Origin of the sequence: Myxococcus sp. MISCRS1 (assembly GCF_026626605.1) — a bacterium.
Lineage (GTDB): Bacteria > Myxococcota > Myxococcia > Myxococcales > Myxococcaceae > Myxococcus > Myxococcus fulvus.
The window spans coordinates 10,601,992-10,621,635 of record NZ_JAPNKB010000001.1 but is presented as its reverse complement, the minus strand read 5'-3'; the positions used below and the strand labels follow the sequence as shown (position 1 = coordinate 10,621,635).

Below are 19,644 nucleotides of genomic sequence, written 5' to 3'. Positions count from 1 at the left end.
CGAAAGCCTCCAGCGCATCAAGGCGGGGCACGGGTGACTCGGGCGCGGACGTCCGCATCCGGGATTGCGTGTGCCAGAGGCGGGAATCGCCCAAGTCACACGGGCCACGGGATTACGCTCGAGCGCGAGGATCATCATCCGTGCCCCGAGGAGTGCTCGATGTCCCACCACCGCTTCAGCCGAAGTGAGTTCCTCGCGTTGACCCGCCTGCTCGCGGGGAGCGCGCTGCTCGCCCCCGTCGTCTCACACGCCGCCCCCGCGAAGCCCCAGGCCTCGAAGCCCGCGACCGCTCCGCCCACCCGCGCAGAGGTCGATGCGATCCGCCGCGCCTGTCGCGGCTCCGTCACCGGCACCATCGCTCCCGACCCCGCCGCGGAGCTCATCGCCATCGGTGAATGGATGCGCCGCCAGGGCACCGGCAGCGACTTCTACGGACAGGGCGAGCTGGTCGAGTCCTTCGAGAAGAAGCTCGCGACGCTGCTCGGCTTCCCGGCCGCCTGTTACATGCCCACCGGCACCATGGCCCAGCTCATCGCGCTCCGCATCTACGCGGATGCGCGCGGCAACCGGAACGTCGGCCTCCACCCGTCCTCGCACCACGTGCTGCACGAGGACAGCAGCCACGTCGTCCTCCACAACCTGCGCGACGTCATCCTCTCGCCCTGGACGCGCCCGCTCCTCGCCCGCGACGTACAACACTCACCGGACCCGCTCGGCACCGTCAGCGTCGAGCTCCCCGTGCGCTGGCTGGGCGGTCAGCTCCAGACCTGGGAACAACTCCAGGAGCTGAAAAGCACCTGTCGCGAGAAGAACGTGAAGCTGCACATGGACGGCGCCCGCCTGTGGGAGTGCCAGCCTTTCTACGACCGCCCCCTCGCCGACATCTGCCGAGGCTTCGACTCCGTCTATGTCTCCCTCTACAAGCGCATCGGCGCGCTGAGCGGAGCCATGCTCGTGGGCAGCGAGGACTTCATCCGCGAAGCCCGCCTGTGGCGCCACCGACACGGCGGCAACCTCTACCACCACTATCCCTCCGTCGCCTCCGCGGCGATGCGTCTCGATGGCGCCATCGCCGGCCTCCCCGCGCTGTTCCGCCGTACCAAGGCCTTGAGCGAAGCCCTGGCCGCGGACCCACGGCTCACCGTGCAACCCCGTCCCATCCAGACGAACATGTTCCGCGTCTACGTCCGCGGCGACGCCCAAGCCTTCTCGCTCCGCTCCCTCGCCCAGGCGAAGCAGTCACGCATCTGGCTGGGAGGCTTCGCCCCCACACGCGTCCCCGGAATCATCGACACCGATCTCGAAGTCACCGAGGGCCTCAACGACCTCACCGACGCGGAGATCGTCAGCGCCTATCGCCGGCTCCTTGACGAGGCCACCTGAAGCGACACGGCGCACGGCCCCTCGTGTGCCCGCCTGCTCCCAGCACCGCCCGCGTGCTTGCGGAGGTCGACGTCTGCGTTACCTCAAATGCATGACCGAAGCACACCCCGCATCGCGCGACTTCAAGATTCCCGAGGGTTGCCCTGTCTGCGCATCGGACCTGCCCGTGCGTGTCACGGCGTCAGGTCCCAGCGGCGTCTGCAAGCACTGCGGATGGATGGGCCGCCCCGTCATCACCGTCACGCACCGTGGCCTGCGCGTCAGCTATGAGGGCGCCGCGGCCTGACCTCACCCTGCCTGTGACACGGGAGCCTCGGCCTCCCGGGGCTCGGGCTGCGTGCCTCGCGTCGCCGTCTCCAGCCGGTCCACGCGCCGCAGCTCGGGGAAGCCCCAGGCCCAGAGCACCACGATGGCCAGCGTCCCCACCGCGCCCGTCACCACGGCGGGAACCGCGCCCACGTGCTCCGCGAGCCAACCCGCGCGGAACTCCCCCAGCTCATTGGAGGCGCCGATGCACATCATGTTCACCGCGCCCACCCGCCCACGCATCTCGTCCGGCGTGGCCATCAGCTCCAACGTGTGACGCACCACCACGCTCACCATGTCCGCCGCCCCGGCCACCGCCAGCGCGAGCAGCGACAACGGCAGCGAGCGGCTCATCCCGAACACCAGCGTCGCCCCGCCGAAGATGGCCACCGCCACGAACATCTTCACGCCCGCCCGTCCCCCCAGCGGCCGCATCGCCAGCACCACCGCCACCAACGCCGCGCCCGCCGCCGGAGCACACCGCAAGAGCCCCAGCCCCCACGGCCCCGTGTGCAGCACATCCCGCGCATAGATGGGCAACAGCGCCACCGCGCCACCCAGCAGCACCGCGAACAGGTCCAGCGTGATGCTGCCCAACAGCATCCGCTGCCGACGCACGAACCCCAGTCCCGCCACCAGCGTGGAGAACGACAGGGGCGCCGAGGAGGCCCGGCCCGTCCGCACCTTCAGCGAGAGGATCCACACCACCGTCAGCGCGCACAGCGTGGCCGAACCCAGATAGGCGCCCGTCGGTCCCGCCCACCCATAGAGCACACCGCCCACCGCCGGACCCGCGATGGTGGCCACCTGCCACGTGGTGGAGTTCACCGCCACCGCGCGCGTCAGCTCCTCCTTCGGAACCAGGTGCGGCGTGAGCGCCGAGCCCGCCGGCGCATAGAACGCGCGCGCCGTGCCGAACAGCACCAGCACGCCGTACACGAAGCGGACATCCTGGATGTGCCCCAGCGAGAACGACAGCAGCGCCAGGCTGCACAGCAGCATCACGCCCTGACAGATGGCGAGGATCTTCCGTCGGTCGAACCGGTCCGCGACCTGTCCCCCAATCAGGCAGAAGCACAGGAAGGGCACGAACTGCGAGAGCCCCGTGTACCCGAGCGCCAGCGCGCTCCCGGTCACCTCGTACACCTGCCAGCCGATGGCCACCGACTCGACCTGCATCGCGAGCACCGCGCAGAGCCGGGCGATCTGGTAGAGGCGGAAATCGCGATGACGGAAGACGGAGAGGGCAGGGGCGGCGGTCTCGGACATGCTGGTGCCCGCCTGTAACGCACGCCCCGCGCGCTTTCCAGTCTCAGTGCGAGCGCACGGGAGCAGGCCTCCGCAGCGCTCGCTCCCCTGACGACTCCACCCCACACGTCCTCAGGCGGACGTCTTCCGGAACCGCCGCGCCGCCACGGCCATCATCAAGATGCCGAAGAAGGCGAGCAGGACCAGCTGCAGCCACAAGTCCGGCAGCCCCGCCTCTCGCAGCAGCACACCGCGCAGCACCTCCACGTAGTAGCGCACCGGGTTCAGGTACGTCACCCACGCGAGCCAGTCCGGCATCGCCCGGACGGGGCTCATCACCCCCGACAGCAGCACCGCCGGCAGCACGAAGAGGAAACCTCCGACGAACGCCTGCTGCTGCGTGCGACTCACCGTGGCGATGAGCAGCCCCACGCCCAGCGTGGACAACAGATAGAAGAGCGTGGCCACCGTGACGAGCGTCAGGCTGCCACGCAGCGGCACGCCGAAGACCCACACGCCCACGCACAGCGCCAGCCCCACGTCCACCAGACCGATGAGCAGGAACGGCGTCACCTTGCCGGCCATCAGGATGCCGGGGCGCAGCGGCGTCACCTGGAGCTGCTCCAGCGTCCCCGTCTCACGCTCACGCGACAACCCCATGGCCATGATGACGGTGGTGACGATGAGCAGCAGCATCGCCGCGATGCCCGGCACCACGTACACGGACGTGGCCAGCTCCGGGTTGTAGAGCACGCGCGGCACCAGCTCCACGGGGGCGAGAGGAAGCAGGTCTCCCTGCCGCCGCGCCTGCGCCGAGGCGAGCTGGGTCGCGCGCAGCACCGCGAACTGTGCCACGGCGTTCCCCGCGACGGACGAGCGCGTCGGGTCCGAGCCATCCACCAGCGCCTGCACCTGCGCGCCCTGGCCCTTCAAGACATCCCTCTGGAAGTCCCGGGGGATGATGAGCGCGACCGAGGCCTCGCCTCGCTCCAAGGCCTCCTCGGCGGTGCGCTCGTCGGAGAGCTCCGCCTTCAGGTCCAGCGTGTCCCCGGCGAGCAGGGAGCGCGTGTAGTCGCGGCTCTCCGCCGTCCTGTCCCGGTCCACCACCACCGTGGGGACATGGCGCACGTCGAAGTTCACCGCGAAGCCCAGCAGGAAGAGTTGCATCAGGGGCGCCAGCGTCAGCAGCGCCATGACGCGCCTGTCCCTGGCCGTCTGGCGCACCTCCTTCACCACCACGGCCCGGTACTGCACCATCAGCGGATGCATGTCCGTGTCCCTCCCTTCAATCCAGGCGCCGCTGGAAGCGGCGGGTCGCCAGCACCAGCATGAAGAGCGCGAACAGGGCCAGGGCCACCAGCTGAGGCCACAGCACCGACATTCCATTGCCGCGCAGGAGCACCCCGCGCAGCGTCGCCACGAAGTACCGCGCCGGAATCAACGTGCTGATGAGCTTCAGCGGCACCGGCAGGTTCTCGATGGGGAAGATGAACCCCGACAGCAACATCGACGGCAGCACCGACGTCATCGTCGCCACCTGCGTCGCCACCACCTGGTTGCGCGTCACCACCGAGATGAGCAGCCCCTGGCCCAGCATCCCCACCAGGAACAGGACCGAGCCCAGCCCCAGGACCACGAGGCTGCCGCGCACCGGCACGTCGAACACCCAGGCCCCCACCGTCAGCACCAGCAGGACCTGGAGCAGGCCGATGCCCAGGTAGGGCAGCAGCTTGCCGACGACGATCTCCAACCGTCCCACCGGCGTCGCGAAGAGCTGCTCCATGGAGCCGCGCTCCCACTCGCGCGCCACCGTCAGCGCGGTGATGAGCACCGCGACGATGGCCAGCAGGTACGCGGCCAGCCCCGGCACCAGGAACATCGCCGAGCGCGCATCCGGGTTGAACAGCGTCCGCACGCGCGCCTCCAGCGGCGGCGCCGCGAGCAGCACCGTGCCCCCCATGGAGCGACCCGCCATCTGCACCAGCGCCTGCGCCTTCGCGAGCGCCTGGGTCGCCGTGTTCCCGTCCGAGCCGTCCACCAGCCACTGCACCTGCGCGCCGCCGCGCTTCACGTCCTCCGCGAACCCCTTGTTCAAGAGGAGCACGCCCGTCACGGCGCCACGGCGCAGCTCGCCCAGGGCGGCCTCGGGGGAGGTGCCGTCGTGCGTGACGACGAACTCGTTCGACGCGGTGACGTGGCGCACCAGCTCGCGTGACAGGTCCGTGCGGTCCTGGTCCACCACCGCCAGCTCCAGGTGGTCCACGTCGAAGCTGATGCCGAAGCCGAACAGCACCAGCATCAGCACCGGCATCGCCAGGGCCAGATACAGGGTGCGGATGTCCCGGCGGATGTGCAGCACCTCCTTCTCCGCCATCGCGAGGATGCGTCCCACCCGATGATTCGCGCGTGTCGCGGCCATGGCGTCAGTCATCCCCCCGCTGGGCGCGGGCCGTGAGCGCCAGGAACACGTCATCCAGCGTCGGCGCGGAGTCCTCGAGCTCCAACGGGTCCACGCCCCGAGCCCGCAGCCACCCGGCCAGCGTCTCCGAGGGAAGCCGCGCCGGGTCCACCCGCACCGTGGCCCCCGAACCGAAGCGGCTCACGTCCAGCACCCCGTCCATGCCGCGCAGCGAGTCGAGCGCCGCGGACAGGTTCGGCCCGCGCACCTCCAGCACCCGGCCCGGCGCGTGTGTCGCCTTCAGGCCCGCCGGCGTGTCGAGCGCCACCAGTCTCCCGTCCACCATGATGCCGATCCGGGCGCAGTTCTCCGCCTCGTCCATGTAGTGCGTGGTGACGAAGACGGTGGTTCCGCGGGACGCGAGGTCGCGAATCAGCTCCCAGAAGGAGCGCCGCTGCACCGGGTCCACCCCCGCGGTGGGCTCGTCGAGGAAGACGATGCGAGGACGGTGCAGCACCGCGCTCGCCAGCGCCACGCGCTGCTGCATGCCGCCGGGCAGGGCGCCCGTCACCTCGTCCTGGACCGCCTCCAGTTGCATGCGCTCCACCATCTCGCCGATGCGCGTGCGCAGCTCCTTCCCATGCGCACCGTACGCGGACGCGAAGAACTCCAGGTTCGCGCGCACGCTCAGGTCCAGGTAGAGCGAGAACTTCTGGGACATGTAGCCGATGCCCGCCTTCACGCGCTCGGGCTCGTGCTCCACGTCGAAGCCCGCGACCCGCGCGTCTCCGCCCGTGGGCCGCAAGAGGCCACACAGCATCCGGATGGTGGTGGACTTGCCCGCGCCGTTCGCGCCCAGGTAGCCGAAGATCTCCCCGGCCCCCACGTCGAAGCTCACGTCGTCCACGGCGGTGAAGGCGCCGAACCTGCGCGTCAGGTGACGCACCTCGATGGCCGGCGTCATGCGGCCCTCCCGCCGGTGTGCTTCTCGACCAGCGCCAGGAACACGGCCTCGAAGTTGGACGCCGCGGCGCCGTGTTCGCGCGCCAGGGCCCGGGGGTCTCCCTCCGCGATGAGGGTGCCCGAGTAGAGCAGGCCCACCCGATGACACCGGGCCGCCTCGTCCATGTACGGCGTGGACACCAGCAGCGTCATGCCTTCGTGGACCAGCGAGTAGAGCAGCTCCCACAGCTCGCGGCGGCTCACCGGGTCCACGCCGTTGGTGGGCTCGTCCAGCAGCAGCACGCGCGGCCGGTGGAGCAGGGCGCACGCCAGCGCCAGCTTCTTGTACATGCCTCCGGACAGCGCATCCGCGCGCCGCTCCGTGAAGCGGCCCAGGCGGGTGATGTCGAGCAGTCGCTCGCGCCGCTCCGCGAAGTCCTCGCGCGACAGGCCGAACAGCCGCGCGAAGAAGCGCAGGTTCTCGTCGACGCTCAGGTCGCCATAGAGCGTGTTGCGCTGGGGCACCAGGCCCAGGGACTCGCGCACCGCCGAGCGGGTGTCCGCCGGGTCCTCACCGAGCATCCTCACGCGCCCCGCGTCCGGCAGCAGCAGCCCCGCCATCAAGCGGATGGCCGTCGTCTTCCCCGCGCCATCCGGACCCACCAGTCCGTAGACCTCGCCGGGCTGCACGGCCAGCGACACGCCTCGCAGCGCCAGGGCCTTCCCGAAGCTCCGGCGCACGTCCTCCAGCGACACGTCCACGTCGGGGCAGGGGCTCATGGCCGCTGCTCCGCCACCGCCGCGTCGTTCACCGGGCCCAGGGTGATCTCCACCGGCATGCCGGGCAGCAGCACGTCCGCGGGCGCCTCGATGTGCACCTCCACGGGATAGACGAGCCTGTCCCTGTCGCCGCGCGTCTGCACGTTGCGAGGCGTGAAGGCGGCCTCGCGCGCCACCGTCACCACGCGGGCATTGAAGGTCCGGTCGGGATACGCATCCGCGCGCACCGTGGCGGACTGGCCCGGCCGCGCCGCCGCGAGCTCCGCGTTCGGCAGATAGAAGGTCGCCTTGGGACGATGCGTGTCGACCAGCCGCGCCACGACGGCGCCGGGCAGGGCGAGCTCACCCACCTCGAGCGCCAGCGTCTCCACCGTTCCGCTCAGCGGCGCGCGCAGCTCGCACTCCGACACGGCGACCTGGGCCCGCCTCACCGTGGCCTCCGCGGCCTGGATGGCGCGAAGCGCGGACTCCGCCTGCTGCAGGCTCGCGCGCTCCTGTTCGGTGGCCGCGCGCGCCTGACGGGACGCGGCCGTGCTCGCATGGCGCGCCGCCGCGAGCTGCTGCTCCAACGACTGCGCCTGCGCGCGGGCCTGGTCCAGCGCGGCCTCCGTGGTCGCATCCCCCATCTTCTGGAGCCGGTCCGCCTGCCGCTGGGCCAGGCCCTGCTGGTCCGCCAGCGAGGCGATCTGCGCCTGGCTTCCCTGCGCCTGCGCCGCCACCGCCTCGCTGCTGCGGCTCGCGGCCACCGCCGCCGCTCGCGCCGCGTCCGCCTGCGCCTGGGCCATGGACAACCTCGCGCGGGCCTCCTCCAGCCCGGCCTCGGGCTCGGTGCAATCGAGCGTGACGAGCACCGCGTCCTTCTCCACGCGGGCGCCTTCCTCCACCTGCCGCGACAGCACGCGGGCGTTGATGCGGGCGCGGAGGTCCACCGCCGTGCCCTCCACCACCCCCGAGCCCCCCGCGGGTCCCTCCGCGGCCCGTCGGTCCTTCAGGATGCGCACCCCCAGGAGCGTGGCGAGCGCCACCACCAGGACCACGAACAACACGACGGCACGTCGCATGGAGTCTCCCCTCGATGCCGCGGCCTCGCGCCGCGTGACGACCGCCCTCGATGGCAAACCGCATGCCAGGGTTTCCACACCAGGGCCGCCCGCCAGGTGTCGGAGTCCCGCGCGGCCACCCCGCCGGATATCCGGCACCCCCGCCGGAAGCCCGACACCCCACGACAGTCCAACATCCCTTCTTCATGCTTCTTCACGCCCGTGGACGCAGCGCCATGGCACCTTGCGCTCGCCGTGGCACCGCCATTGCTCTACGGCCGCGCGCCACGCTCCACGCGCAAGTCCCGAAGGCGAAGAGGCCCCATGCTGCTCGACATGTACCTGTTCTTCAGCCTGCCACTCCCACACCCACGCAAGCGCCTGCCGGCCCAGAAGCCCAAGGCCGCCGCGCCTCCCAAGAAGAAGGCGGCGAGCAAGCCCAAGGCCTCGGCCCGTCGCACCTCCAAGCCCGCGCTGCGCGCCATCGACGGCGGCCGCTCCAGCCTCCGCTGAGCCCCAGCCACGGGCCCGGCAGGTCGAGTTGACAATCTGGGCCCATCTTGTCAAATATGACAAGAATGGGCACGGACACGAAGACTCCCGCCAGGCCCGCGGCGGAGGACGCACGGAGGCACCGCTTGCTGGACGCGGCGCTCGGCGTCTTCCTGCGCTACGGCTTCCGCAAGACGTCCATGGACGAGGTGGCCCGGGCCGCCGACATCTCGCGCCAGGGGCTGTACCTCCACTTCGCGACGAAGGAGGAGCTGTTCCAGGCCACCTTGCGGCACGCGATGGAGGGCGCGCTCCAGCGGGCCCGCGAGGGCCTCTCGGACGGCTCCCTGTCCGTCGAGGCCCGGCTGGTGCGCGGGTTCGACGCGTGGATGGGACACTTCGTGGGCAGCGTGGGCGCGGGGGCGTCGGACCTGACCGAGGTGGTGAACGGCACCGCCGCGCGCGAGGTCGTCGTCCAGCACGAGGCCCTGTTCGTGGAAGCGGTGACGAAGGTGGTGCGGGCCTCGGGGCTCGCGGCCGCCTACAAGCCGGCGGGACTGTCCGCCCGGCAGCTCGTGGACACGCTGAACGCCACGGCGCGAGGACTCAAACACAGCGGTGACACACGCGAGGCCTTCGTCGATGGGTTGACCCTCGCCGTGCGCGCGCTGTGCATGCCCTTGGGAGCAGCCCGATGAAGACACGAGGAACGGCCCGACGCGTGCTGCGTCGAGGGATGATGGGACTGGGCGCGGCGCTGGTGCTGGGCACGCTCTTCCTGGTCGTGGATGGCTACACGGCCTTCGGCAAGCGGGCGACGGGGGAGCGCAGGGCGCGCATGGAGCGCTCGCCCCAGTGGAAGGACGGGCGCTTCGTGAACCCACAGCCCCTGGTGAACCACTACGGGGAGATGTTCGGGGGACTGCTCGACGCCAGCCCCCATGCGAGCCCCCAGGCCCCGCTCGCCGTGGAGCCCATCGACCCGAAGCGCTTCCAGACGCCGCCCGCGTCGGGCCTGCGGGTGACGTGGATGGGGCACTCGTCGCAGCTGGTGGAGCTCGACGGCCTGCGCATCCTGACGGACCCGGTGTGGAGCGAGCGCGTGTCCCCCTTCACCTGGGCGGGCCCCAAGCGCTGGTTCCAGCCGCCCATCGCGATGAAGGACCTGCCGCCCATCGACGCCGTCGTCGTCTCCCACGACCACTACGACCACCTGGACCAGCCGACGATGGTGGCGCTGAAGGAGCAGACGAAGGCGGTCTTCATCGTCCCGCTCGGCGTGGGTGCGCACCTGGAGTACTGGGGCGTGCCGGTGGACCGCATCGTGGAGCTCGACTGGTGGGAGCGCACGAAGGTGGGGGCGGTGGACATCGTCGCCACGCCCGCGCGCCATGCGTCCGGCCGGTACCTGTTCGACAACGACGCCAAGCTCTGGGCCAGCTACGCCTTCGTGGGCCCCACGCGCCGCGCCTGGTTCTCCGGCGACACGGGGCTGTTCCCGGCGATGAAGGACATCGGCGAGAAGCTGGGACCCTTCGACGTGACGATGATTGAGACGGGGCAGTACCACCGGGCGTGGCCGGACTGGCACATCGGTCCGGAGCAGGCGGTGCTGGCACACCAGATGCTACGGGGGCAGGTGATGCTGCCCATCCACTGGGCCCTCTTCGGGCTCGCCTACCACGGTTGGACGGAGCCCGCCGAGCGGGTGCGCGCGGCGGCCACCAGCGCCTCCGTGACGTTGCTGCTGCCCCGGCCGGGGCAGAGCGTGGAGCCGGGCGCGGATCCCGTCCGCGAGCAGTGGTGGCCCACGCTGACGTGGGAGACGGCGGCGCAGCATCCGGTGCTCTCGACGGGCATGGACGGCCCTGTCACCGTCACCTCTCCAGGCGGGCCCGCCGCTCGCTGACCGAAGGCGAAAATGGAACCGCGAAGTCGACGCAGCTTCCAGGCCATCCAGCTCAAGCACATCGCCCACATCTTCGGGCGCATGGTGCGCCTGAGGGCGTACGGCGGCGCGGTGCTGATGCTCGCCGTGTCCACCGCGGCGCTCGCGGATGGCGCGCCCTGGCGACGCTACTGGCTGGTGGGGCAGGTGGTGGTGGCGCTGTCGTTCTTCTTCTACGAGCTGCGCCGCTACGAGCGCGAGGGGCTCACCACCCGGAGCATCTCCGGCAACCTCGCGGTGGGCATCTTCCTGGAGCAGAGCCTGACGTGGGGCACGGGAGGGCTGGCCAGTCCGCTGCTGCCCCTGGTGTTGCCGCTCGCCTTCGTGGGCGCCGCCGTGCTGCCCCAGCGGCAGCGGTGGGCGTTGATGGCGGCGGAGCTGGTCCTGGTGTCGCTCCTGTCCGCGGCCCACCTGTTCGAGTGGACCCCGCCGTTGCACCTGTCGTTCCTGGGCGAGCCTCCCAAGGCGATGTTGTTCGCCATCGCCGTGGGGATGTTGTTCCTGGTCGTCGCGGCCAACATCGTGGGCGCCGCCATCCGCGGCACCTTCGAGGACATGCTCACCGAGTCCTTCCTCCAGCGTGACGAGCTCTTCGCCACGCACCGCACCCACGCACGGACGCTGGAGGCGCTGTCGGGAGAGATTGCCCACGAGCTGAAGAACCCCCTGGCCACGGTGAAGGGGCTCACGCAGCTCATGCTCCGAGAGGACGGACGCGCGCAGCCTCGCGAGCGACTGGAGGTGCTCGCGGGCGAGGTGACGCGGATGCAGGGCATCCTGGAGGAGTTCCTCAACTTCTCGCGCCCGCTCGTCCCGCTCTCGGTCAACCAGGTGGACCTGGCGTCGCTGTGTGACGAGGCGCTCGTCCTCCACGAGGGCCTGGCCACCGAGCACCAGGTGCGGCTGTCGCGCGGTGGGGACGGGCCGGTGCTCGCGGTGTGTGACGCTCGCAAGGTGAAGCAGGTGGTGATGAACCTGCTCCACAACGCCATCGAGGCCAGCCCTCCGGGAGGCCAGGTGTCCATGGATGTCGAGTCGGGGAGCGCGGGTGACGTGCGAGTCACCGTCCGTGACTCGGGCACGGGGCTGTCGCCGGAGCTGGTCGACCGCGTCTTCGAGGCGGGGGTCACCACGAAGGCACGGGGCTCGGGACTGGGGTTGACGGTGGCGCGCGCGCTGGCGCGGCAACACGGGGGCGACGTGACGCTGCGCAACGAGGACACGGGGGGCTGTATCGCGGAGCTGATGTTGCCTCGGGAGCTGCCCGCGGGCACGCTCGATGGCGTGCGGGAGCGGGAGGTGGCGCGTGCGGGCTGAGGCGAACGAGACGACTCGCGTGCTCGTGGTCGATGACGACGCGGGCGTGCGCTTCACGCTCAAGGAGATGCTCCGGAGTCTGCGGGGCGTGGAGGTGGAGCAGGCCGAGGACGGCGCGGCCGCGCTGGAGAAGCTCGCGGCGCGTCCCTTCGAGCTGGTCATCACGGACCTGCGCATGCCCCGGATGGACGGCCTGGAGCTGGTGCGCCGCGTGAGCGCGACGCCGAGGGCTCCGCGCCTCATCGTCATCACCGCGCATGGCTCGGAGCGCTTCGCGGTGGAGGCGGTGAAGGCCGGCGCCTACGACTACTTCCGCAAGCCCTTCGACGTGGACGAGCTGCTCGCCGTCGTCACGCGCGCGCTCGAGTCCGTGCGCCTGCGGGACGAGAACGAGCGACTGACCGGAGAGCTCAACCTGTCGCGCTCGCTGGTCTTCTCCTCGGAGTCCATGGGGCGGCTGGCGCAGCTGGTCCAGCGCGCGGGCTCGCGAGACGTGACGGTGCTCATCACGGGCGAGAGCGGCACGGGCAAGGAGCGCGTGGCGGAGGCGCTGGTGCGCGCCTCGCCGCGCGCGAACCGTCCCTATCTGCGCTTCAACTGCGCGGCGCTCACCGAGGAGCTCGCGGAGGCGGAGCTGTTCGGACACTCGAAGGGCGCCTTCACCGGGGCCGTCAAGTCGCGCCAGGGCCTGTTCCGCGAGGCTGACGGGGGCACGCTGCTCCTCGACGAGGTCGGTGAGCTGGCACCGCCGCTCCAGGCCAAGCTGCTGCGAGTGCTCCAGGAGGGCGAGGTCCGCCCGGTGGGAGAGGACCGGCCCGTGAAGGTGGACGTGCGAATCCTGGCGGCGACGCACCGCGACCTCCGCAAGCGCGCGGCGGAGGGACAGTTCCGCGAGGACCTCTACTACCGGCTCAACGTGGTGCAGCTCCGCGTGCCACCGCTGAGGGAGCGGCCGGAGGACATCCCCGTGCTCTCGCGCATGTTCCTGGACCGCTTCAGCGGCCGCTTCCACACGGGCCGCCTGGCGCTTCCGGAGGGGTTCTTCGAGAAGCTCTCCGCGCTGCCATGGCCCGGCAACGTGCGCGAGCTGGAGAACACGCTGGAGAGCCTGGTGGCGCTGTCCAGTGACGGCGAGCTGGACCTGGCCCTCCTGCCGCCCCCCGTCACCACCGGTGCGCCAGCGACGATGGCGCAGTCCGAGGTGCCACCTCGCGGCGAGGAGGCTGGGGCAGGTCTGGGGCTCAAGGAGCGGGTGGAGGCCTACGAGCGCGGGCTCATCCTGGACGCGCTGCGCATCGAGGGCGGCAACCGCAGTGGCGCGGCGCGGCGTCTGGGCATTGGCCGGGCCACGCTCCACGACAAGCTGCGCAAATACGGACTGGACAGCGCCCCCGAGGAAGGCGGAGAGGGGAAGGGCTGAACCCGGGCGGCTCGGGAACAAACGTCGTTCCGGGGAGTTCGGGGCCGGCTTGCGTCCCCCACGATGTCGCGTCTCTTCCAGGAGCGTGCATGTCCCCCGTATCCCGTCGCCTCGTGGCAGTGTTGCTGTGCGTCCTCGGCAGTCCCGCGGTGGCCCAGCGCTCGAAACCGCCCGAGGGCCCGCCTCCGGAGCGTGCCGAGCGCATCCGCAAGGGCTACACCAAGTTCGAGTACCGCATCCCCATGCGGGACGGCGTGAAGCTCTTCACGTCCGTCTACGCGCCGGTGGATGCGTCGCCGGCGAAGAAGTACCCCATCCTGTTGGTCCGCACGCCCTACAGCGTCGCGCCCTATGGGCTGGACCGGTACCGCGGCGCCCTGGGGCCGGGTGAGGAGTTCGAGAAGGACGGCTACATCTTCGTCTTCCAGGACGTGCGCGGCCGGAACATGTCGGAGGGCGAGTTCGTCAACGTGCGGCCGCACAACCCGAACAAGCGCGGGCCCAAGGACATCGACGAGAGCACGGACACGTACGACACCATCGACTGGATGGTGAAGCGCCTGCCGAACAACAACGGCAAGGTGGGGCAGTGGGGCATCTCGTATCCGGGCTTCTACACGTCGGCGGGCGCCATCGACTCGCACCCGGCGCTCAAGGCCGTATCGCCGCAGGCGCCCATCGCGGACTGGTTCTGGGACGACATGCACCGGCATGGCGCCTTCAACCTGACGCTGGCGTTCAACTTCTTCTCCAGCTTCGGCAAGCCGAGGCCCGCGCCGACGGACAACGAGGACTGGAACCGCTTCCCGTTCGGCACGCCGGATGGGTATCAGTTCTTCCTGGACCTGGGGCCGCTGAGCAACGCGGAGACGAAGCACATGAAGGGGGACGTCGCGTTCTGGAAGGACGTGGTCGCGCACCCCAACTACGACGCCTTCTGGCAGGCGCGGAACCTCTTGCCCCACCTGAAGAACATCAAGGCGGCGGTGCTGACGGTGGGCGGGTGGTACGACACGGAGGACCTGTACGGACCGCTGCGGACGTACGCGGCCATCGAGAAGCAGAACCCGGGGACGCAGAACACGCTGCTCATCGGACCGTGGCCGCACGGTGGCTGGGCGCGGGGCGAGGTCGACAAGCTGGCGGACACGGAGTTCGGCTTCAACACGGCGGAGGCGTTCCAGACGCTGGCGCAGGGGTTCTTCAAGTACCACCTCAAGGGAGGCGCGAAGCCCGAGGTGCCGGAGGCGATGGTGTTCGAGACGGGCGCCAACCGCTGGCGTCAGTTCGACGCGTGGCCGCCGAAGGGGCTGCGTGAGACGCGGCTGTTCTTCCAGCCCAAGGGTGGGTTGTCGATGAAGGCGCCCGCGGGGACGAACCCGGCGGAGTCCTTCGCCGAGTACATCAGCGACCCGGCGAAGCCCGTGCCGTACACGCAGGAGATCCTGACGCGCTGGAGCAGCAGCTTCATGGCGGAGGACCAGCGCTTCGCGTCGACGAGGCCGGACGTGCTGGTGTTCCAGACGGAGCCGCTGGAGCAGGACCTCACGGTGGCGGGTCCGCTGGATGCGGAGTTGTGGGTCTCCACGACGGGCTCGGACGCGGACTGGGTGGTGAAGCTGGTGGACGTGAACCCGGGCACGATGCGCGGCTGGTCGCGCGCCGACGCGGAGAAGGGGCTGGAGAACCGGGGCGCGCAGCAGACGCTGATTCGCGGCGAGCCGTTCCGCGGCCGCTTCCGCGACAGCTACAGCGAGCCCAAGCCCTTCAAGCCGAACGAGGTGACGAAGGTGCGCTTCACGATGAACGACGTGTTCCACACGTTCCAGCGCGGGCACCGGGTGATGATCCAGGTCCAGTCCAGCTGGTTCCCGTTCATCGACCGGAACCCGCAGACCTACGTGCCCAACATCTTCGAGGCGAAGGAGTCGGACTTCACGCGCGCCTTCCATCGCGTGTACCACTCCTCCACGCATCCGAGCTCGCTCAAGGTGGGCGTGCTGCCGTCGCTGGACGCGCAGGGCGGGTGATGCCCTGCCTGACCGCTCGCTCCGTGGCGGAGGACGCATCCTCGCTGGATGCATGAGGTGGGGGCGCGGCACGGTCGTCCGCTCGGTGGCGGACGACGCGCCGTCAACAGCCGACCAGCGCGACGGCGGTGGAAGGATGACACGGCATTCGGTTCGCCTCCGGCACCCGCCGAGGAGGCACGGCGAGCGGCGCCGGACACCCAGGACCGCTCGATGCACCCTGGCTCGTAGCCTCAGCCGCACTCGAGGTGGGCATGGCGCCACCCCGGGGTGCACAGGGTGGCGGGCCCGAGGGCGCATGTGTCAGGCATCGCCCGCTCGACGAGGCGTGAGGGTTGACGGACGGGAGATCCCCTCCCGTTCCTGTTAGGTTTCGCCGCATCGCGGGACGACGGACGGGAGGGTGGGACAGTGACTGGCACCGAGGGGCCCGACAACGGGCTGGTGCGACTCGACGGGAGTGAGGGCGAGGGAGGAGGGCAGATCCTCCGCTCGGCGTTGTCGCTGTCGCTCATCACCGGCCGACCGTTCCACATCACCCACCTGCGCTCGCGGAGGGACCCTCCCGGACTGCGTCCGCAACATCTGGCGTGTGTGCGCGGCGCGGAGGTCCTGGGCGGCACGAGTGAGGGCGCCTCCGTGGGCGCCTCGGAGCTCTCCTTCACCCCGGGCTCCGTGCGCGCCGGGGACTACCTGGTCGAGGTGGGCACCGCCGGGAGCACACCGCTCCTGTTCCAGTGTCTCGTCTATCCGCTGGCCCTCGCGGGCGGCGGACGGCTGACGCTGCGCGGTGGGACGCACCTGCCGCACAGTCCCAGCTTCCACTACGTGGCCACGGTCTGGCAGCCGGTGGCCATGGCGTACGGGCTGCCGGTGCACCTCACCATGCCGCAGGCGGGCTTCTACCCCGAGGGCGCGGGGGAGCTGGTCGCGGAGGTGGGCGCGCCCAGGCAGCCGCCGCTGCTGGTGGAGCTGCCCGCGCGTGGGATGCTGCACGAGGTGCATGTCTCGTCCTTCGTGGGCGGCTTGCCCTTCAGCATCGCGGAGCGACAGTCGCGAGCCACGGTGGCGACGCTGCGCGAGCGAGGCATCGTCGCGGAGGCGGAGAACCGGCCGCTGCCCGTGACGCGTTCGACGGGCACGGTGACCTTCGTGCTCGCCCAGTTCGAGCACACCATCGCGGGCTTCACGGCGCTGGGAGAGAAGGGCCGTCCCGCGGAAGAGGTGGGGCGCGAAGCGGGCGAGGCCCTGGCGCACTTCATGGAGACCGGCGGCGCGCTGGACGAGTACCTCGCGGATCAGATCCTCCTGCCCGCGGCGCTGCTGGCCTCGGGCCGATTGGGGAAGGCGGAGCCCGGGACCACGCGCTTCACGGCGGCGCGGGTGACGGACCACCTGACGACACACGCGCGCGTCGTGGAGCGCTTCCTGCCGGTGCGCGTCCAGGTGGACGCGAGCGGGGCCGTCGAGGTACGCCCCGCGAGATGAGTCCTCCTGCCCCCGAAGTCATGGCGTTGCTGGCCCGCGTCTACGGCACGAACAGCACCTTCTTCGACGACGACGGGAACTACTGCCACCGCATCCCCACCTCCTTCACGAAGGAGGACCACCAGCGCCTGAAGACCGCGGGGATGGTGCCCAACACCTTCGTGCAGTGGGAGCACGACGAGGTCATCCAGAAGTTGCGCAAGGCCGCCAAGGCCGTGGACCTGCAACGCGCCGCGGATGCGTTCGTGGCCTCGATGACCTCCGCCGATGTAGCGTGGTTGGCCGTCCTGCCCGCCGCCATCCTCGGGCGCGCGATGCCGACCCACAAGGAAGACCCCATGGGCGGTGGCCACTGCCGGGTCTGCTTCTTCGAGGAAGATGCCGTCGACGCCACCTGCACCGCGTACCTGAATCACGTCCAGGGGGCGATGTGGGGGGCGGCGCAACCGACGGAGGGCGTGCTCACCCTGACGCGGGCCCTGGACCAGAAGGCCGCCGGGTGGCCCAAGCCCACGCCGCGCGATGTCTGGGTGTTCCACCAGATACTGGACCTGCTGCGCCGCCTTCCGCCCGCGTCGCGCTACAGCCATGCGCGCACCGCGCTCCACAAGGCGAAGCTGCTGAGCGCCAGCAGCACCTATCGCTGCGAGACGGTGCTGGAGGCGCTCGCGTTCATCAGCATCCTCGAGACGCCCGAGCACCCGGGCCTGCTGACCCGCTTCACCCGGGCCGTGGAGCGCGACCAGCGCCCCACGATTCGGGTCGAGGTCCCGGCCCCGCTGGCGTGGTGGTCGGCCAAGGACGGCGTCCGGAACGAGAACGTCGAGAAGCTGTTCGGCCACCTCGATCGACCGAAGAAGGAACCCGTCGCCGCCCCGGCACCGCCGGCCACGAAGCGACGCAAGCCGGTCAGCGCGGCGACTCCCGCCAGCGCGAAGCCGAAGTCCCTCCCAGGGCCGCCGACGCCGGGCAGCGTGTATGCCATCCAGTTCCGCGAGGACCTCTGGGGCGCGGCCTATTGCCACCAGGTGCGCACCGATGAGCCCTCCGGAACCCTGCGCGGCCGGATGGAGTTCCTCGACCTCTTGTCCCCCACGCCGCCCACGGCGGAGCAGGTCGTGGGCCTCGGGTTCAGGGACCGCCTGAACGGCGAGCGCTGGCAGACCTGGTGCGCGAGCCTCGACAAGACCACCGGCATCAAGCGCATCGCGGTGGACGTGCCCGCGCCAGAGCACCGCCAACCCATGCCGACGCGCCTCCCCGTCGGTGGCGCCAAGGACCTGAAGCACCTCGCGGGCTGGAACTTCAAGGAGGTCTGAAGAACGGCGACCTTGCCGCGTAACCTTCGCGCGGGGTGCGGGTTTTCATGGGGCCATTTCAGGAGGAAGGTCCCATGAAGCGAAGCGGAACGACGCGGTTCATCTGGGCGTGTGCGTTGTGGTCCCTGGGCAGTGTCGGCTGTGGTCATCCCGACGCCGCGCTCGAAGCGAATGAAGGGACGACGCGCGCGGCCCTCACGGTGTACGAGCAGGCCGCGCTCGACACCGCCAACAACGCGGCGGGCTGCAAGTCGCTCGGGAACTTCTACTGGGAGATCGGCACCGGGACAGGGCCGCTCTACGGCCTGTCGAAGGGGAGCGGCATCACGGCGACGACGGTGATGCCCATCGCCTCCGCGAGCAAGTGGCTCTACGCAGGCGCCTACGTGGAGTCCAAGGGCTACGCGAACCTCACCGTGGACGAGAAGAAGCGCCTCAACTTCACCAGCGGCTACATCGACGAGAACACCACGCTGTGTGACGTGGCCGGGACGAACGTGTCCACGTGCTATGGGGCGTCGTTCAAGGACGTCACCTACCGCCCGCTGCAGAATGGCCGCTACTTCTACAACGGCGGCCACATGCAGAAGCTGGCGCTGGATGACATGCCCCTGCGCAGGGGCACGGGCATCGCGAGCGTGATGGACTGGCTAAACCCCTTGCTGGGCACCACCTTCCCGGAGTCCGACAGCGACGTGGCCCCCGCGGGGGGCTTCTCCGGGAGCGCGGCGCAGTACCGCGTCTTCCTCTTGAAGCTGCTCAACAACCAGACCGCGCTGGCCACCCGGCTGACGGTGGACGCGGTGCCGGCCGGGCCCGGGGGCGCGGGGGTGTCGTTCACGCCGTGGACCGCGGGTGAGGCGTACTACGGGCTGGGGCACTGGATTGAAGGGGAGCGCGTCGGCGGCACCTGGACGGTGACGGGACACTCGTCCGCGGGGGCCTTCGGCTTCTACCCGTGGGTGAACGCGGCCCGGACCCGGTACATGGTCCTGGCGCGCCTGCGTCAGCTGGGGAGCGAGGAGGGCGAGAAGTCACGGGCCTGCGCGCAGAGCATCCGCACGGCCTACGAGACGGGGGTGGCGCAGCCGTAGGCCGCGCCGTCGGCTCCAGTTCGACGGAGAGCTGGAGCGCGAGGGTGCTTCAGGCCGCCTCGTCGTCGGCGCGGTTGGAGTTGTTCCCGAAGGTGTTGATGTTGTCCATGTCCTTCGACGTGTTCCGGAAGGCCCGGATGGCGAAGGGGATGGCGACGAGGAACACGATGCCGGCGAGGCCCGCGGCCTTCCAGGGGAAGGGCTGGGTCTTCACCTGGATGTCCTTGCCGTAGTTGTTGAGGTTGTTGCCCATGGCGCGCTGCTTGGCGGCCTCGCGCTCCTCGGCGGTGAGCTCACGGGGGGCGTTGAATTCCTGGACCGGTTTGCGCGGCTGGGCCAGCGCGGCTCCGCCCGTCGCGAGCGCGAGGACGAGGAGGAGTCGGGCAAGGGAAGGGGTTCGCATGGCGGGGGAGGCTATCACGACCCAACGGGCCTGCTG

18 protein-coding genes are annotated in these 19,644 nt (G+C 70.5%); 11 read left to right on the top strand and 7 right to left on the bottom strand.

Going from position 1 to position 19,644, the window contains the following annotated elements:
• Positions 1 to 159: 159 nt before the first annotated feature.
• Both OWM54_RS42220 and OWM54_RS42215 read left to right on the top strand, forming a co-directional pair.
• A complete protein-coding gene (locus OWM54_RS42220) occupies positions 160 to 1,383 on the top strand; it encodes a threonine aldolase family protein (RefSeq protein WP_267700995.1) in 1,224 nt (407 codons plus the stop codon).
• A 91-nt stretch (positions 1,384 to 1,474) separates the two neighbouring features.
• Positions 1,475 to 1,669 carry a hypothetical protein gene (locus OWM54_RS42215; protein WP_046713785.1) on the top strand — a complete coding sequence of 65 codons (195 nt, stop codon included), beginning with the start codon at positions 1,475 to 1,477 and terminating at the stop codon, positions 1,667 to 1,669.
• Between the two features lie 2 nt (positions 1,670 to 1,671).
• On the opposite strand, the gene OWM54_RS42210 is transcribed toward OWM54_RS42215, so the two are convergent.
• The 6 genes from OWM54_RS42210 to OWM54_RS42185 form a co-directional block, all read right to left on the bottom strand.
• On the bottom strand, positions 1,672 to 2,958 hold the full coding sequence (locus OWM54_RS42210; RefSeq protein ID WP_267700994.1) for an MFS transporter: 1,287 nt from the start codon (positions 2,956 to 2,958) through the stop codon (positions 1,672 to 1,674).
• 111 nt (positions 2,959 to 3,069) lie between these two features.
• On the bottom strand, positions 3,070 to 4,206 hold the full coding sequence (locus tag OWM54_RS42205) for an ABC transporter permease (RefSeq protein WP_267700993.1): 1,137 nt from the start codon (positions 4,204 to 4,206) through the stop codon (positions 3,070 to 3,072).
• Positions 4,207 to 4,222: 16 nt separating this feature from the next.
• On the bottom strand, positions 4,223 to 5,356 hold the full coding sequence (locus tag OWM54_RS42200; RefSeq protein ID WP_267700992.1) for an ABC transporter permease: 1,134 nt from the start codon (positions 5,354 to 5,356) through the stop codon (positions 4,223 to 4,225).
• A 4-nt stretch (positions 5,357 to 5,360) separates the two neighbouring features.
• Positions 5,361 to 6,299, bottom strand: a complete 939-nt coding sequence (locus OWM54_RS42195) for an ABC transporter ATP-binding protein (protein ID WP_267700991.1) — start codon at positions 6,297 to 6,299, stop codon at positions 5,361 to 5,363.
• Positions 6,296 to 7,057: an ABC transporter ATP-binding protein gene (locus tag OWM54_RS42190; protein WP_223748588.1), complete on the bottom strand. Its 762-nt coding sequence runs from the start codon at positions 7,055 to 7,057 to the stop codon at positions 6,296 to 6,298. Before OWM54_RS42190 ends, OWM54_RS42195 begins: the two co-directional genes overlap by 4 nt.
• Positions 7,054 to 8,118 carry an HlyD family secretion protein gene (locus OWM54_RS42185; RefSeq protein WP_223748587.1) on the bottom strand — a complete coding sequence of 355 codons (1,065 nt, stop codon included), beginning with the start codon at positions 8,116 to 8,118 and terminating at the stop codon, positions 7,054 to 7,056. Before OWM54_RS42185 ends, OWM54_RS42190 begins: the two co-directional genes overlap by 4 nt.
• Before the next feature lie 303 nt (positions 8,119 to 8,421).
• On the opposite strand from OWM54_RS42185, the gene OWM54_RS42180 reads away from it, so the two are divergent.
• The 9 genes from OWM54_RS42180 to OWM54_RS42140 all read left to right on the top strand — a co-directional run bounded on the left by OWM54_RS42180 (position 8,422) and on the right by OWM54_RS42140 (position 19,205).
• Complete coding sequence (locus OWM54_RS42180) at positions 8,422 to 8,610, top strand: hypothetical protein (protein WP_223783297.1); 189 nt, start codon at positions 8,422 to 8,424, stop codon at positions 8,608 to 8,610.
• 65 nt (positions 8,611 to 8,675) lie between these two features.
• Positions 8,676 to 9,287 (top strand): TetR/AcrR family transcriptional regulator, encoded by a 612-nt coding sequence (locus OWM54_RS42175; RefSeq protein ID WP_267700990.1) that lies wholly within the window; start codon positions 8,676 to 8,678, stop codon positions 9,285 to 9,287.
• A complete protein-coding gene (locus OWM54_RS42170) occupies positions 9,284 to 10,498 on the top strand; it encodes an MBL fold metallo-hydrolase (protein WP_267700989.1) in 1,215 nt (404 codons plus the stop codon). Before OWM54_RS42175 ends, OWM54_RS42170 begins: the two co-directional genes overlap by 4 nt.
• A 12-nt stretch (positions 10,499 to 10,510) precedes the next feature.
• Positions 10,511 to 11,854: a sensor histidine kinase gene (locus tag OWM54_RS42165; RefSeq protein ID WP_267700988.1), complete on the top strand. Its 1,344-nt coding sequence runs from the start codon at positions 10,511 to 10,513 to the stop codon at positions 11,852 to 11,854.
• 67 nt (positions 11,855 to 11,921) lie between these two features.
• A complete protein-coding gene (locus OWM54_RS42160) occupies positions 11,922 to 13,274 on the top strand; it encodes a sigma-54-dependent transcriptional regulator (RefSeq protein ID WP_420715396.1) in 1,353 nt (450 codons plus the stop codon).
• A gap of 89 nt (positions 13,275 to 13,363) precedes the next feature.
• The gene (locus OWM54_RS42155) at positions 13,364 to 15,304 is read left to right on the top strand and encodes a CocE/NonD family hydrolase (protein WP_267700986.1); all 1,941 of its coding nucleotides are present in this window, start codon (positions 13,364 to 13,366) and stop codon (positions 15,302 to 15,304) included.
• A 411-nt stretch (positions 15,305 to 15,715) separates the two neighbouring features.
• Entirely contained in the window at positions 15,716 to 16,792 is a 1,077-nt protein-coding gene (rtcA, locus tag OWM54_RS42150) for an RNA 3'-terminal phosphate cyclase (protein ID WP_267700985.1), read from the top strand.
• Positions 16,789 to 18,111 carry a hypothetical protein gene (locus OWM54_RS42145; protein WP_267700983.1) on the top strand — a complete coding sequence of 441 codons (1,323 nt, stop codon included), beginning with the start codon at positions 16,789 to 16,791 and terminating at the stop codon, positions 18,109 to 18,111. Before rtcA ends, OWM54_RS42145 begins: the two co-directional genes overlap by 4 nt.
• A 74-nt stretch (positions 18,112 to 18,185) precedes the next feature.
• The gene (locus tag OWM54_RS42140; protein WP_267700982.1) at positions 18,186 to 19,205 is read left to right on the top strand and encodes a hypothetical protein; all 1,020 of its coding nucleotides are present in this window, start codon (positions 18,186 to 18,188) and stop codon (positions 19,203 to 19,205) included.
• 49 nt (positions 19,206 to 19,254) lie between these two features.
• Here the strand turns inward: OWM54_RS42140 and OWM54_RS42135 are convergent, their stop codons facing one another.
• Positions 19,255 to 19,608, bottom strand: coding sequence for a hypothetical protein (locus OWM54_RS42135; RefSeq protein ID WP_141324930.1), 354 nt, complete (start codon positions 19,606 to 19,608; stop codon positions 19,255 to 19,257).
• Positions 19,609 to 19,644: the final 36 nt, after the last annotated feature.